The organism is Streptomyces sp. SL06 (genome assembly GCF_058244745.1).
Genome location: NZ_JBSYOT010000002.1, coordinates 3,232,187 through 3,245,859 on the forward strand (window position 1 = coordinate 3,232,187; position 13,673 = coordinate 3,245,859).

General features: G+C 66.5%; 17 protein-coding genes. 11 read left to right on the plus strand and 6 right to left on the minus strand.

The window, feature by feature from the left end; genetic code table 11:
- Positions 1-821: 821 nt before the first annotated feature.
- Positions 822-1,172, plus strand: a complete 351-nt coding sequence (locus AC4IHM_RS14735; protein WP_490867494.1) for a hypothetical protein — start codon at positions 822-824, stop codon at positions 1,170-1,172.
- Positions 1,173-1,397: 225 nt separating this feature from the next.
- Here AC4IHM_RS14735 and AC4IHM_RS14740 read toward each other — a convergent pair whose 3' ends face one another.
- From AC4IHM_RS14740 to AC4IHM_RS14755, 4 genes are all read right to left on the minus strand, one after another.
- On the minus strand, positions 1,398-1,661 hold the full coding sequence (locus AC4IHM_RS14740) for a hypothetical protein (protein ID WP_490867495.1): 264 nt from the start codon (positions 1,659-1,661) through the stop codon (positions 1,398-1,400).
- A 1,165-nt stretch (positions 1,662-2,826) separates the two neighbouring features.
- On the minus strand, positions 2,827-3,213 hold the full coding sequence (locus tag AC4IHM_RS14745; protein WP_490867496.1) for a transposase: 387 nt from the start codon (positions 3,211-3,213) through the stop codon (positions 2,827-2,829).
- Between the two features lie 159 nt (positions 3,214-3,372).
- Positions 3,373-3,627, minus strand: a complete 255-nt coding sequence (locus AC4IHM_RS14750; protein WP_490867497.1) for a hypothetical protein — start codon at positions 3,625-3,627, stop codon at positions 3,373-3,375.
- A 168-nt stretch (positions 3,628-3,795) separates the two neighbouring features.
- On the minus strand, positions 3,796-4,101 hold the full coding sequence (locus AC4IHM_RS14755) for a hypothetical protein (RefSeq protein WP_490867498.1): 306 nt from the start codon (positions 4,099-4,101) through the stop codon (positions 3,796-3,798).
- 469 nt (positions 4,102-4,570) lie between these two features.
- Here AC4IHM_RS14755 and AC4IHM_RS14760 point away from each other — a divergent pair, with 469 nt between their 5' ends.
- The gene (locus AC4IHM_RS14760; RefSeq protein ID WP_490867499.1) at positions 4,571-4,735 is read left to right on the plus strand and encodes an LxmA leader domain family RiPP; all 165 of its coding nucleotides are present in this window, start codon (positions 4,571-4,573) and stop codon (positions 4,733-4,735) included.
- Between the two features lie 288 nt (positions 4,736-5,023).
- Complete coding sequence (locus AC4IHM_RS14765; protein WP_490867500.1) at positions 5,024-5,176, plus strand: LxmA leader domain family RiPP; 153 nt, start codon at positions 5,024-5,026, stop codon at positions 5,174-5,176.
- Between the two features lie 83 nt (positions 5,177-5,259).
- Here the strand turns inward: AC4IHM_RS14765 and AC4IHM_RS14770 are convergent, their stop codons facing one another.
- Positions 5,260-5,559, minus strand: coding sequence for a transcriptional regulator (locus tag AC4IHM_RS14770; protein ID WP_490867501.1), 300 nt, complete (start codon positions 5,557-5,559; stop codon positions 5,260-5,262).
- Complete coding sequence (locus AC4IHM_RS14775) at positions 5,556-5,972, minus strand: hypothetical protein (protein WP_490867502.1); 417 nt, start codon at positions 5,970-5,972, stop codon at positions 5,556-5,558. The genes AC4IHM_RS14770 and AC4IHM_RS14775 overlap by 4 nt, the downstream gene beginning before the upstream one ends.
- A 173-nt stretch (positions 5,973-6,145) precedes the next feature.
- Here AC4IHM_RS14775 and AC4IHM_RS14780 point away from each other — a divergent pair, with 173 nt between their 5' ends.
- The 8 genes from AC4IHM_RS14780 (at position 6,146) to AC4IHM_RS14815 (ending at position 13,671) form a co-directional block, all read left to right on the plus strand.
- Positions 6,146-7,048 (plus strand): ABC transporter ATP-binding protein, encoded by a 903-nt coding sequence (locus tag AC4IHM_RS14780; protein ID WP_490867503.1) that lies wholly within the window; start codon positions 6,146-6,148, stop codon positions 7,046-7,048.
- On the plus strand, positions 7,045-7,563 hold the full coding sequence (locus AC4IHM_RS14785; protein ID WP_490867504.1) for a hypothetical protein: 519 nt from the start codon (positions 7,045-7,047) through the stop codon (positions 7,561-7,563). Before AC4IHM_RS14780 ends, AC4IHM_RS14785 begins: the two co-directional genes overlap by 4 nt.
- Positions 7,564-7,601: 38 nt before the next feature.
- Positions 7,602-7,910 (plus strand): transposase, encoded by a 309-nt coding sequence (locus tag AC4IHM_RS14790; RefSeq protein WP_490867505.1) that lies wholly within the window; start codon positions 7,602-7,604, stop codon positions 7,908-7,910.
- A complete protein-coding gene (locus AC4IHM_RS14795; protein ID WP_490867506.1) occupies positions 7,907-8,722 on the plus strand; it encodes an IS3 family transposase in 816 nt (271 codons plus the stop codon). Before AC4IHM_RS14790 ends, AC4IHM_RS14795 begins: the two co-directional genes overlap by 4 nt.
- A gap of 235 nt (positions 8,723-8,957) precedes the next feature.
- A complete protein-coding gene (locus tag AC4IHM_RS14800; protein ID WP_490870839.1) occupies positions 8,958-10,142 on the plus strand; it encodes an IS110 family RNA-guided transposase in 1,185 nt (394 codons plus the stop codon).
- A gap of 225 nt (positions 10,143-10,367) precedes the next feature.
- Complete coding sequence (locus tag AC4IHM_RS14805) at positions 10,368-10,919, plus strand: ABC transporter permease (RefSeq protein ID WP_490867507.1); 552 nt, start codon at positions 10,368-10,370, stop codon at positions 10,917-10,919.
- Between the two features lie 34 nt (positions 10,920-10,953).
- On the plus strand, positions 10,954-12,042 hold the full coding sequence (locus AC4IHM_RS14810; protein WP_490867508.1) for an IS630 family transposase: 1,089 nt from the start codon (positions 10,954-10,956) through the stop codon (positions 12,040-12,042).
- 213 nt (positions 12,043-12,255) lie between these two features.
- Complete coding sequence (locus AC4IHM_RS14815) at positions 12,256-13,671, plus strand: hypothetical protein (protein ID WP_490867509.1); 1,416 nt, start codon at positions 12,256-12,258, stop codon at positions 13,669-13,671.
- Positions 13,672-13,673: the final 2 nt, after the last annotated feature.

The following is a 13,673-nucleotide window of genomic DNA, read 5'->3' on the forward strand; positions in this document are numbered from 1 at the left end:
CGATCCTCCCACGGACGAGGAGTCCCGTCCGTGGGCGACGCCGCGGCAGGAACCTCACCGGTGACGTCGCCCCTCGGCAGCCAGCGTCTCCCCCGCCTGTCGGAACAACACAAGCCCTACGCCGCCGACCACCATTCCCAAGGCACCCGAAACCCTCGGCTCCCCCAGGGGCGGCGAGGCGTTTCTGACGAACCGTCGCGCACGCTTGTCCACCGACTGTCCAACGGAGCGTTTGCCTGCACAGACAACCGAAGGACCAAATGCACCAAACCCGCTGGTCAGAGCCTTGTCACGGCCTGCCAGCAACAGCGAGCGAATCCGTGACCTACGCATTGCGATGCACAGGCCAAAAGTGTCCGACCTGCCCGAGTTCCAAGGTCAAAGAAAACAAGAAACCCCAGGTCAGAGGCTTGACCTGGGGTTCAGCACAGAGCCGCCTTCGGGATTCGAACCCGAGACCTACGCATTACGAGACCAGGAGCGATCGTGTTGCGTGGTGACTCGTCGTACTGTCCGGTGCCGTTTTTCCTGATCAGTGCACGTGCAACAGGTTGACCCGTGCCACCCCGTGATGCACCGTCCACAGGCGTCTGTCCACCGACTGTCCACCGGTGGGGCTCTCACCGGCCCGCCAGCAAGACTGCCGCCGGGCTGCCGGCGATGCTGTCGAGCGGTCGGAGAGACGAGCGGAGGTCACTGTGGGACCTCTACAAGCCATCCGCCAGTGGGTTCCTCCACGGATGCCTCCCCGGTAGCGCCTCACCCCAGCTGCTACCTGCCCGGTCCTGGCACGGATGTGTTCCGCCGGGGTTGCCGTCGGGGTGCTGGTTGATCCGGCCCAGGCCGCCGATGTCGAGTCGGTGGCGGGCGCGGGTGACAGCGACGTAGGCGAGGCGGGCCTCGACGTCGTCGATGTCGCCGGGCAAGGGGTCACCGTTCTCGTCCGTCTCCTCATGGTCCACCGGCTCGGTGAAATCCGAGCCGATGCGGACGGAAGCCCATTCTCGAAACCCTTGGCCTTGTGGGCGGTGGAGATCACGACCTCAGCGCCCCGCTCGACCGAGAGTTTGCCCACCGCGACGGCGGCTCGCCACGTCGTGAAGGCCGCGGAGGACGTGCTGGCGACGATCATCGCGGTGACGGTGACGACGACGGTCATCGCGGGCAGCTGACGGCAGGACGGCGAAGCGGCGCCGCCGTCCTGGTCCGTCGGGCACGGTGGCGTCTCCCGCGCCGGGTTCCCCTGTGGGGCGTCACCCTGGAGGGTGCTGTAGGGGCCGCCCGCGGCGGTGCACAGGGTGCGGTGCAGGTGGGCAAGGGACAGCCGAAGCGTCAGGTCGCCGTAGCTGCTGACCAGACGCAGAGTGGCACCGAGCAGGCGCCCGCAGCGAGGCGCCTCAACGCAGGTACTGGATGGGACTGCAGCCGCTGTGCGGGGTCTCGGTGTCGCGGCAGATCTTCACCCAGGTCGTCCCCAGACCGCCCGGCTTCTCAAGACGGACCGGGATCGATCCGGCACCGCACTGCGTACCCATCTTGAACGGCGGCCCCATGGTCAGGCCCATCGTCCACTGGATCCAGACCGAATAGCACTCGGAACCGGTGTTGCGCAGTTCGCCCTCGACAGCGAAGTTCGAGCCGAACACGCTCCCGCTGTCCACAGCCCGAGTCGTACCCGACGCGCTGGCCGTTCCGTGGGAAACGGACCATGCGGCAACGCCTGCGCTCTCCCCGCCCACCGTCTCTTCGTTCCGGCTGTCCGCGACGGCTGACGAGCCGTAGGCCACGAGAGCCAGGGAGAGAAGAGAAGCTCCTGCAAGAGACCTCATCGTGCGTGACATGTGCCCTGCCCCTTTCTGGTGAGTTGTTTGGTTCCGGCGCGGTCCCTGTGGGCTGTCCTCGATGACCCCCGAGGTCGTGGTCCCTGAAGAGCGGAAGAGCCGTCCTCGGTGAGAGTTTCCGCCGGCCGGTCGCAGTAGTGGCGCAGGTCCTCGTGCCAGCCGACGAACGAGGAGAAGTCCCGCATGTGGACGGCCAGTCGAAGGGTGGCCGCGCGTGCGGTGCCGCGCGGGACGGCGGCGGTGCCGTCGCTGCCGGTGCAACCGGAGAGATGACCGCGTCACCCTGTCAGGCGTCGTCTTATTCCTCGGAGTTCTCCTCACTCCGGCGCGAGGGCGATGCGACCGGCCGCAAGGCCGTCGAGCGTCTGGTGCATGTGAGACCGGACTCCACGGAGGCAGCCCACGGCGGCACGGCAAGGGCTTCACCAGCCGCGGCCGAAAGCCTCCCTCGCCACCGAGCTGGTCCAGCGCGACTTCACCGCGAGTGCCCCGAACCGGCTGTGGATCACCGACCTCACGATGATCCCCACCAACGAAGGGCCGCTGTGGCTGTCGGCCATCCGAGACGCCTTCTCCCGCCATGTGGCGGCCTGGGAAACCTCTGCCCGTGCGGATGCCGACCTTGGCCCTGTCCTCGCTGGAATACGCCCTGGCCAGCCGCGAAGTAGAGCCTGGACAGGCCCCTCGCTCCGATCGACCCCAGCCTGCCTGGCCCAGCGCCGCAGACCCTTCGGAACTCACCCTGAACTCCCGCGCGACCTCCGACACCATCCGCTCGGAGGAACGGACGAGATCAACGGCATCCTTCTTGGACTCCGCCGTGTACCGCTTGCTCGTGTTGCTCTTCCTATTCACTACCTGGACTACTTCCTCCGGGACCCATACGTCCCGGTATTAGGCTGTCCGGACATCGGGGGACTTCACTGCTCGGTTCAGCCACCGGTGAGGACAACTCGTCCGACCGTGAGCCGATCAGGCAGGAAGGTCAGACGGAACGCCGCCCAGGCACCAGACCATTGAGGCGCGACTGCGTGAGTGTGCGTGCCTCGTCCCTGGCGCGGCTGCTGCCGGGAACGCGGACAGGCCCACCGACACCTGCCCGCGTGCGCATGGTCTGACGTATAGCCTGCAGTTGCAGATAGGAATCGCCCAGAGCGCCCTTCAACTGGTTTATCTGATTGCGGAGTTCGGCCTCTCGATTGGCCTGCTGATCCGAGGTCGCATCGAGTCCGCCGCAGCCTGCCTCGATGAAGCGGCGCTTCCAGTTGCTGATGGCCTGCCCGCTGACTCCCGCAGACCGGGCGGCCTCGGCAGCGGTGATGTCGCCCGACAGGATCGACAGGACAATGGCGGCCTTCTGATCAGACGGCATGGCTGGAGGACGGGGCACGATTCTTCTCCCTTGTGGCGTTCGCTTTCGTGGTGACCCGCCGACAGCGGGCACAAAGGGCGGCTGCCCTCACGGTCATCGCGTATGGGTGCAATGCGCCGCACTCCCTGTGCGGTCACATCACTGCACGGTGGAACCGTGTCAGTTCGAGGTACGGGTCCAACCGCGCAGGATGGACTGAGCAAGCGCCTCGTCCACTGCGGCGGTCACTTCGGACGGCGACGCTTCCGGCAGCGGGGTGAGGACCAGCGTTGCGGCAGTGGGCGTGCATTCCAGTTGGGCGCACGTCCACCGGGCGGGCAACAGGGCGATCAGCCGGACCGCAGCGAGTTCTGATGCGGCGCCGTACGGGACGTCAGCCGTGGCTACGATCCGCACGCGGTATTGAGCAGACATTGACGGATCCTCGTAACGGGGCGGGGTGAGCGGCGGTCAGAAAGGCATGCACGCGGTGTGACCGTTACTTTCGGCATCCTCGATTGCGGACGGCGGTTGCGCGGTCGTCCACTCGCCGTTCATCGGGTCCCCGCCTCGCCACTGGCGCAGCCGTCGAGGCCCGTGCGCTCATCCCCAGTCGTGGAAATCGAGCCCGAGCACGTCGTCGAGCAGCGGGAACACCTCGTCGAGCATGTGCCCCGGAAGGGAGGATGCGGCTGGCGGAACGGGGGACGTTGCCGACTCGTCGGCCCGCGCCGTACCGACGGTACAGAGGCTGAGGAAGACCGCTCCGATCAGCGAACAGGACACGGTGCGAGGGATGTTGCCTGCCCGGCGGGCGGCCGACTTCGAACGGATGATGTGGCGCATCGTTTCTCCCCGTGGCGTAGAAATCACTTGATGGATCTCGCCTTGCGGAGACAACTGTGCCAATTCCGGTCCCTCTGTTCGAGATCCGTGGTGCGCACACTCCTGCACCTGGTGGTGCCACATGCTGCACCGCCGATCAGTGGCTGCAGGGGACCGGGCGCTCAACTCTCCCGGTTGTTGAAAGGTGCAGGCGGTCCACCCGCCGCCTCACCCGGGATTTGACCCGCCGCAGACGCGGATGGCCGATTCTTGCCCATCAATGGCCTCTGAGCCATGTTCCGACAGGTCCCGCCGGCCATCTCCCGCACGGGCACCCGGACATCAAGGACAGTGAAATCCAAGGTCAACTTTCGGGTTCACTTTCCTTTTCTGCGCGAACAGACTGGTCAGCCGCCTTGTCGGCGCAACGGCCCGGCAGTTCGCGCATCGACGCAGCCGCCGGGCCGATGTTCAACTCCTCTCACAACAACACCGACCGGTGAGGTTGCAGGGAACGTGTCCTTCACGGGGCACAGCACATAGGGAGATTTCCATGAACGAGAAGCTGATCGCCGGCTACGCCGCCTACACCGACGCCGACGAGTACGGCGCGACCGCCCTCAATGACGCCCCCGGCTCCGCCGAGTCGGCCAGCTGGGTCATCACGGCGGCGTCGGTCGGCGCCAGCGTCGCGGCCACCTGGGACAAGGGTTGCTGATCAGGCACACCGGATAACGGTGCGATGCTCATGCAGGGGCATATGCCGTGTGGAGGGTGGCGGCGAATGAAGGGATTCATTACGTCGTACTTTCCCCCGGACAGCTCGGGCCTGCGTGCTAAGGCCAGACCCTCCGTCTGCAGGCGCAATGTCAGGACCAACCACCCGCCATATCCCGTCCATGTTGACGTTCGCACTCCGGTGCGGCTCTAAGAGGGAATCGCACCGCGGAATTTCCCAACGCCGTTCCTCACTCTGCGGAACGGATCACGAGAAAAGGATCACCTCATGAACGAGAATCTCATTGCCGGATACGCCGCCTACACCGACGCCGAAGAGTACAGCTCCGACGCTCTGGGTGAGGCTCCCGGTTCGATCGAGGTCTCCGTCAGCATCGCGTCGTTCGTGGCATCGGCCACGACGTACAACATCAAGTGCTGATCAGATGACCTCATCTCAACGGGGTGCCGCCCCTGCCGGGGGTGGCACCCCGTTGGGGCATCAGCACCGGCTCGCCTCGCCGCTCAGGCGTGGCGAGCAGCACTGTCAGCGATCCCTTGCAATGCGGCCATGTGACTGACCAGGGCACTTCGCCCGCCGTCAGTGAGTGTGAGCCATGTTCGGGGCGTCTTGCCGACGTAGCCCTTGCGGACCGCGACGTAGCCCATGTCCTCAAGGGCGGAGACGTTCTTGGAGAGGTTCGAGGGCGAGAGGCCGCAGTACTCCTGGACGGCGCGGAACTCCGCTTCGTCGCAGCCGGAGAGGAACGCCGCGATCCGGATGCGGGTGACCGTTCGGAACGCGTCGTTCAGCTCGGCAGTCATGCGCGGACCTGCTTCTGCAGCACGAACCAGGTGTAGAGGAACACAGCCAGGCCCAGCCCGGCCCAGACCCAACGGAGGTCCGGGCTGACAGCCAGTGCACAGATCAGGATGACCGCGCAGGCATTGACTGTGCGGCTGCGCTTCTCACGTGCGGGACCGCGCAGGCCGGTGACGCCCTGCCGGGTCCGGATGCGGGTCAGTATCTGATCAGCCGCCAGGGCAAGGAGGACGCCCCCGGCGATGGCCAACGCCTTCAGCCAGAGAGGCGAGGGACTGAATCCGCCCAGCGCTATGGCGGCACCCACGAGGAAACCGCAGGTGGGCGGCGCCCACGCAGGCAGCCGGGGTTCGACGGAGGCCCGGTAGGACTGACGGGCTTGCTCGAGATCGTTTCGTGCTTGTTCAGCGTCCATGGTTGCCATACTGGCATTCACTTTCCTAATTTTCAAGTGCTAGATTCCAGGAAAGCACTGTGCGCCGCGTCTCAAGGGGTCCGGCTCAGTCCCCCTGGCAGCCCCGTCGATCGCAGCGCTCACCCTGCCGCTGCCCCGCCCAGACCCAGAAAGAGAGAACGGATGTGAATCCCTTGGAGATCGACTCCCTCTCGAAGAGCTACGGAACGCGTCAGGCACTCGACGCGCTCTCCTTCACCGTGTCGCCCGGCGAGATCTTCGGCTTCGTGGGCAGCAACGGGGCCGGGAAGACCACCACGATGCGCATCGCGGTAGGTGTGCTCACCGCAGATCAGGGCGAGGTTCGCTGGGGCGACACTCCCGTGAGCGTGCACGACACCGCACGCTTCGGGTACATGCCGGAAGAGCGCGGCCTGTATCCGAAGATGACGGTGGCCAAGCACCTCATCTACCTCGGTCGGCTTCATGGCCTGTCGGCGTCCGAGGGGCGCGCCGCCATGCTGGACTGGACCGAGCGCCTGCACCTGGCGGAGTACCGGGACAACACCATCGAGTCCCTGAGCCTCGGCAACCGGCAGCGGGTGCAGCTGGCAGCGGCTCTCGTCCACGACCCCGACGTGCTCATCCTCGACGAGCCGTTCTCCGGGCTCGACCCCTTCGCCGTGCAGGACATGAGCACAGTCCTGAAGGAGAAGGCGGCACAGGGAACCCCCGTGCTCTTCTCCAGTCACCAGTTGGAGCTGGTGGAAAGGCTCTGCGACCGCGTCGCCGTGGTCCGCCAGGGCAGGCTCGCCGCGTGCGGAAGCCTCGACGAACTGCGCTTCGAAGCACCGGCCCGCCTCCACCTGGAGGTCGAGGGCGCCGACGGCGACTGGCCGAAGGACGTGGACGCCGTCGCCTCCTATGAACGGCTCCACGACGGGGTGCTGTTGGAACTGGCCGGCGCGCACACCGAGAACGACGTGCTGCTGGCGGCCATGCGGCACGGAACCGTCCGCCGCATGGCCTGGCACCAACCGACGCTCACCGACATGTTCTGCGACCTGATCGAATCGCCGGAAGGTACCGACCGATGACTTCGGACTCACGCACACACCGCTCCCGGCCGTGGCAGGACATCCTGCTGGTCTACCGACGGGAAGTCAGTTCGCGCCTCGCGACCAAGGGCTACTTCGCAGGAATGGCGATCATGGTCGCTGTGGTCGGCGCACTGGTGGTCGGGCTCTCCTACATGGGCGAGACCAAGTCGTTCACCATCGCAGCGTGCGGTGCACCGCAATCCCAGTTCGGGACCACGGTGAAGGAGGTGCGGGTGCGGTCCTGCTCGGGTCTCGATCAGGCGCGGGAGCAGACCGACAGTAAAAAGGTAGACGCCGCGGTCGTGGTCACCGACGGCAGCGTGTCGGTCCTGGTGCGCGGAAACACCGACCCGCAGGCACAGCAGGCAGCCGTCGTCATGAGCCGCACCTGGGCCATGTCCCGGGCCCTGGAGGCCCAGCATGTCGACCAGCCGCGTCTCGATGCCGCCGTCGCCCACACGGCACCCGAGATCGTCACCATTGAGGTTCCCCCGAGATGCGGGGAAAGGTGACAGCAGGTCAGATGGGTCTCATGAGAGGAGCCCAGACGATGCCTGCCCCGAGGAAGTACCCGCTGGAGTTGCGTGAGCGTGCGGTGCGGATGTACCGGACGGCCGAGCCGGAGCCCGTGATCCGCCGCATGGCCGAGGAACTCGGCGTGCATCACGAAGCCCTGCGCAACTGGATCCGGCAGGCCGAGGCCAACGTCGGCGAGCGGGATGACCTGCTCACTACCGAGGAGAAGGAAGAGCTCGCCCAGCTGCGGCGCGAGGTGCGGGACCTGCGCCGGGCGAACGAGGTCCTGCGGACAGCCTCGGCTTTTTTCGCCGCGCAGCTCGACCCGACCCGGCCCAGGTGAGAGCGCTCCTCGATGAGCACCCGCACCTGGAGGTCGAGCCTGTATTGCGGGAACTGCACATCCCCTCCTCCACCTACTACCGCTGGCGCCAGGCCGGGAAGGACCCCTGCGAACGGATCCGCCAGGACACCGGGCTGACCGGGCAGATCCGGCAGATCCATCAGGACTCCGGCGGGATCTACGGATCGCCCAGGATCCATGCCGTCCTGAAGCGCGAGGGCGTCCATGTCGGCCGCAAGCGGGTCGAGCGGCTCATGCGGCAGGCCGGCCTGGCCGGGATCAGCCCCCGCAGGAGCAAGAGCTTCACCCGCCGCGACCCGGACGCCGACCACGCCCCTGACCTGGTGCAACGCGACTTCACGGCACCCGCGCGGAACCGGCTGTGGGTCACCGGCCTGACCATGATCCCCACTCTGGAGGGGCCACTGTGGCTGTCGGCGGTCCGCGACGCCTTCTCCCGCAGAGTCGTGGCCTGGGAGACCTCCGCCCGCGCGGACGCCGGCCTGGTTCTCACCTCCCCTGAGTACGCGCTGGCCAGCCGCGAGGTCACCCCCGGCGAACTCGTCCACCATGCCGACCACGGCACGCAATACACGTCCATCAAGCTCACAGCACGTCTGGTCAGAGCAGGAGTCCAAGCGTCCATGGGCTCGGTCGGCGACTCCTTCGACAACGCCCTGGCGGAGAACCTGTGGATGCTGATCAAGACCGAGTGCATCCGCGGACGGACCTTCGACACCAGAGCCGAGGCGAATCTCGCGCTCTTCGAGTACATCGACGGCTTCTATAACCCCCCATTACCGTTTTGGTAGCCCGCAATGGGGCGCCTGGCCTTCGGAGTTGGCATGACTTTCTCTCCCTGTCGATCGCATGTCCTGGGGGGTGGTGTCACCGGCTCCGAAGGCATCGACAGACCGCTGATTAGGGGCATGACCACCGGCTTCTTCGCAGGCCGGGAGGCTCTTCGTAATGTGGATGTGGCGATCGGTGCCGTGGGACGGCCGGGCGAGGACGACCGAAGGACGCACGTGATCGAACGTCAGTGACATCGGCGCCTTCCTCGGCCTGGATGTCGGCAAAGGCGAACACCACGCCACCGCCGTCACCCCGGCCGGGAAGAAGGCCTTCGACAAGCGGCTGCCCAACAGCGAACCCAAGCTTCGCGAAGTGTTCGGCAAACTGCAGGCCAAGCACGGGACCGTGCTCGTGGTGGTCGACCAGCCGGCCTCCATCGGCGCCCTGCCGCTGGCCGTGGCCCGGGACATGGGCTGCCCGGTCGCCTATCTGCCCGGCCTGACGATGCGACGGATCGCCGACCTCTATCCCGGCGAGGCCAAGACAGATGCCCGCGACGCGTTCGTCATCCCGGACGCGGCCCGCGTCATGCCGCACACGCTCCGCTCGGTCGACCTCCAGGACGAGACCATCGCCGAGCTGGAGATGATCGTCGGCTTCGACGACGACCTGGCCGGCGAAGCAACCCGCATCAGCAACCGCCTGCGCGGCCTGCTCACCCAGATCCACCCGTCGCTGGAACACGTCCTGGGCCCACGCGTCCAGCACCCGGCCGTGCTCACGCTCCTCGACCAGTTCGGCTCCCCGGCCCAGATCCGCAAAGCCGGACACCGACGGCTCATCACGCTGATACGCCCGAAGGCACCGCGGATGGCCGAGCGCCTCGTCGACGACATCTTCACCGCCCTGGACGAACAGACCGTCGTCGTCCCGGGCACCGCCGCGGCCGCTCTGATCATCCCCAGCCTCGCCAACTCGCTCCGAGCAGTGCTCGACCAGCGGAAACTCCTGGCCACCCGAATCGAGGAACTGCTGGAGAACCACCCTCTTTCGAAGGTCCTGACGTCCATGCCGGGGACCGGCGTCAGGACCGGAGCCCGCATCCTCATCAACGTCGGTGACGGCCGTTCGTTCCCGACCGCCGCCCACCTCGCCGCCTACGCCGGCCTTGCCCCCACCACCCGCAGTTCCGGCTCCTCGATCCGAGGCGAACAACCGTCCCGCCGCGGAAACAAGCAGCTCAAACGGGCCTTCTTCCTGTCCGCGTCCGCGGCTCTGGCCGACCCGGCCTCCCGGACCTACTACGACAAGAAGATCAGCCAGGGAAAACACCACACCCAGGCCCTCCTCTGCCTCGCCAGACGACGAGCCGACGTGCTCTTCGCCATGCTCCGCGACGGCACCTTCTACGCCCTACAGCCCGTCCCACCAGCCTGACGAAACCCATAGGGGCACCCCCCGCCGCATCCAAAAGCGCCTCGGCTACCTCAGCCCTATTGAGTTCGAAGAGAAGCACTACGCCGACCAGGCAGCGGCCGAACCAGTGAACCTGAAACCACGTCAACCCGCCCTGACCTGCTAGTCAGACACTCCCGCGCAGCGGGGGAACCTCACATAGGCAGCAGCCCGCCCACCAAGGAGACCGCTACCGCCGTCAGTCTGGTGATCGTCCTGTTCATGCAGATCGTCGGGCAGGGCTCGCTCATCGCTCAGGGTGTTGTGGAGGAGAAGTCCACCCGCATCGTCGAGGTCCTGCTCTCCACGCTCACCCCGCTGCGGCTGATGGTCGGCAAGGTCGCCGGAATCGGAACAGCCGCCGTCCTGCAGATCGGTGTGCTGGTCGGCGCCATGATGGGTGCCAACGCCGTCATCGGCGGCCCCTCCACCTCTCTGCCCGACACCACGGCCATGGTGTCCCTCCTGGTGTGGTTCCTGCTCTCCGTCGCGTTGTTCGCCGGTCTCTTCGCGGCGGCCGGATCACTGGTCTCACGGCCCGAGGAACTGCAGTCGGTGCTCATGCCCGTGATGGTGCTCGCACTCGTCCCGGTGGGTGTCGTGGCCGCCGCCGCAGGCGACCTGTCCGCTTGCTGGGTGGGCATCGTGCAGTACATCCCACCGTTCTCCGGCATCTTGATTCCGCTGCAGGCCAGTGTCGGAGCCGTGTCGATCGTGCAGCAGCTACTTGCTGCCGCCGTAATGCTGCTAGTGTCCTGAGTCGATAGTTTGCTTGCGGTTATAGGGTGGGGTGATGCCTGGTCCGAAACCGTTGCCGCTGGAGTTGTCCGATCACGAACGCAGGGTGTTGCGGGGCTGGTTGCGTAAGCAGACGGCGTCGCAGGCGCTGGTGTTGCGGTCGCGGATCGTGCTGGCGTGTGCGGAGGGCTTGCCGAACGCGCGGGTCGCGGATGACCTGGGTGTCTCGCGGGAGACGGTGCGCAAGTGGCGGTCCCGGTTCGTCACGGACCGCCTGGAGGGCCTGGTGGACCGGCCTCGCTCGGGGGCTCCGCGCAGGATCACGGACGAGCAGGTCGAGGCCCTGGTCGCCAGGACACTCGGCCAGACGCCGCCGACCGGCGATTCGCACTGGTCGACGCGTTCGATGGCCGAGGCCGAGGGCATGTCGCAGTCGGCGGTCTCGCGGATCTGGCGGGCGTTCGGCCTCAAGTCCCACATCGTGGAGACCTGGAAGCTGTCGACCGACCCGCAGTTCGTGACCAAGGTCCGTGACGTGGTGGGTATTTACCTGACACCGCCGGAAAACGCCCTGGTCCTGGCGGTGGGCGAGAAGTCGCAGATACAGGCCCTGGACCGGACCCAGCCCGTGCTGCCGATGGCGCCGACCACGCCGGCGAAGATGACCCACGACTACGTCCGGCACGGCACCACCAGCCTGTTCGCCGCCCTGGACATCGCCTCCGGCTCCGTCATAGCCCAGCACTACCGCCGCCACCGCCACCAGGAGTTCCTCCGCTTCCTGAAGCTCATCGACACCGCCGTCCCCAAGAACCTCGAACTCCACCTCGTCCTGGACAACTACGCCACCCACAAGACCGAACCGGTCAAGAAATGGCTGCTGCGACACCCCCGCTTCCACCTCCACTTCACCCCCACCTCCGCGTCCTGGCTCAACCTCGTCGAACGCTGGTTCGCCGAGCTGACCTCCCGCAAATTCCGCCGCTCCACCCACCGCAGCGTCGCCGAACTCGAACGGGACATCCGCGGCTGGACCAACGAATGGAACAAGGACCCCAAGCCGTTCGTCTGGACGAAACCCGCCGACGACATCCTCGACACACTCGCCGCATACTGCACAGGAATTAACGACTCAGGACACTAGACGATGCCGTAGAATCCCGTTTTCGCTGGTCAGAGACTTGTAGGCGCGATCTTCGTGACAGCCGGTCCACCCCCGTGCCGCCCAGTCCGCTCACGCAGCGCTCACGCAAGCAGGTCGTCCGACAACCGCAAACCCACAGGTCTCCGGTGCTGCCGGAAGCGACCACCCGTACGAGTCATTGCCCCAGGCCCGGCTCCGGGGTGAGCTGTTTCCATGCATCGCTGGTCTCCTCTGAACGAACGGCAGCTCGCCCTGCTCGGCCGGCTCGCGAACGGCGAGCAGTCCGAGGAGCCCTGGGACCCCGGCGAGTTCCGCACCGCATACGCGCTGCGCGACCGAGGGCTGGTGACGATCAAACGCAGCGGGAGTGAGGTGGATGCCGAGGTCACCGAGGCAGGCACCTTTTACATCCAGCACGGCCACCACCCGGACGATCCCGCGCACGCCAAGGAAGAGAAGGCTGCCAAGGGGAAGGCGGCAAGCGGCACCCGCTCCGCGTCCTACACCGACAGGCCAGTGGCACTCGCCCGTCGGACGAAGGCAAAGGAGCTCATCGAACGACTCGTCACGGACAGGCGGGTCACCTTCACCAAGCCCAACGACGCCATGGTGACGGAGTGGCGACGCGTGATCGACTACGTGAAGCGCCACGGCCTCGTCCCTGAGGGCAAGCGCATCGAGAGTCTCCGCATGTGGAATCGCAACCTGCAGATCTCTCTGGTCGAGGGACCACACCCCAACTCACTGCGACAGAGGCCGGACGAGGCGCCGCCCGTCCACGTACCCGCTCAGTTGCGCTCTCCGCATCCGGACGTGGCCGCACTGAGAGACGACGAGGGCCGACTGGTCATGCCCGCCCCGCTGCGCCGCCGATCGTTGCTGCTTCTCCAGGGCCTCGCCGCCGAGGCAGTACGTCGAGGGCACAAGGTGGAGGAGCATGAAGTCTCCTCCCGCCGGCGCAGCCGTGCCTACACGTACAACGGGCGTCACTACCCCTCCAGCTACTCCCTCCGTGAGGGCGAGCTGGACCTGGTCGTGAACGGCTTCACCTACACCGTCACGATCCAGCAGGAGTCTCCCCAGTCCACCGACCCAAAGCGCTCGAATAGCCTCGTGATCGAACTCGGTTACAGCCGATCCAGCCGGCAGTCCCGCTGGGCCGATCGCAAACGCTGGGTGCTGGAGGACATCCTGGGAGCCGTACTCCGGGAGATCGAGACTCGTGCCGTAGAAGACGCCCAACAGAAGGCGGACGAGGAGCGCGCGAAGGCCGAACGCGAGGTCCGCTGGCGGGCGGCCGTGGAGAAGGCAAAGGAGGTGGCTGTTCAGGAGCAATACGCCGAGATACTCCGTGCGCAGACCAGCCAGTGGCAGGAAGCGGCAAGGCTGAGCGCGTACTGCGACGCCCTGGAGCGTCGGCTGGAGGAGGCTGCCGGAGAAGACGAGACGGCGGTGGCTTCGGCACGAGGGTGGCTAGCCTGGGCACGCCGCTACGTTCAGAGCCTCAACCCGCTGACGCGCCTACCCGCGATGCCCGCAGCTCGCCAGTCGAAGCCCGAGGAACTGGCACCGTATCTCAACGGCTGGAGCCCGCACGGTCCTGAGGCGCACTCGGGATGGAGACAATAGCC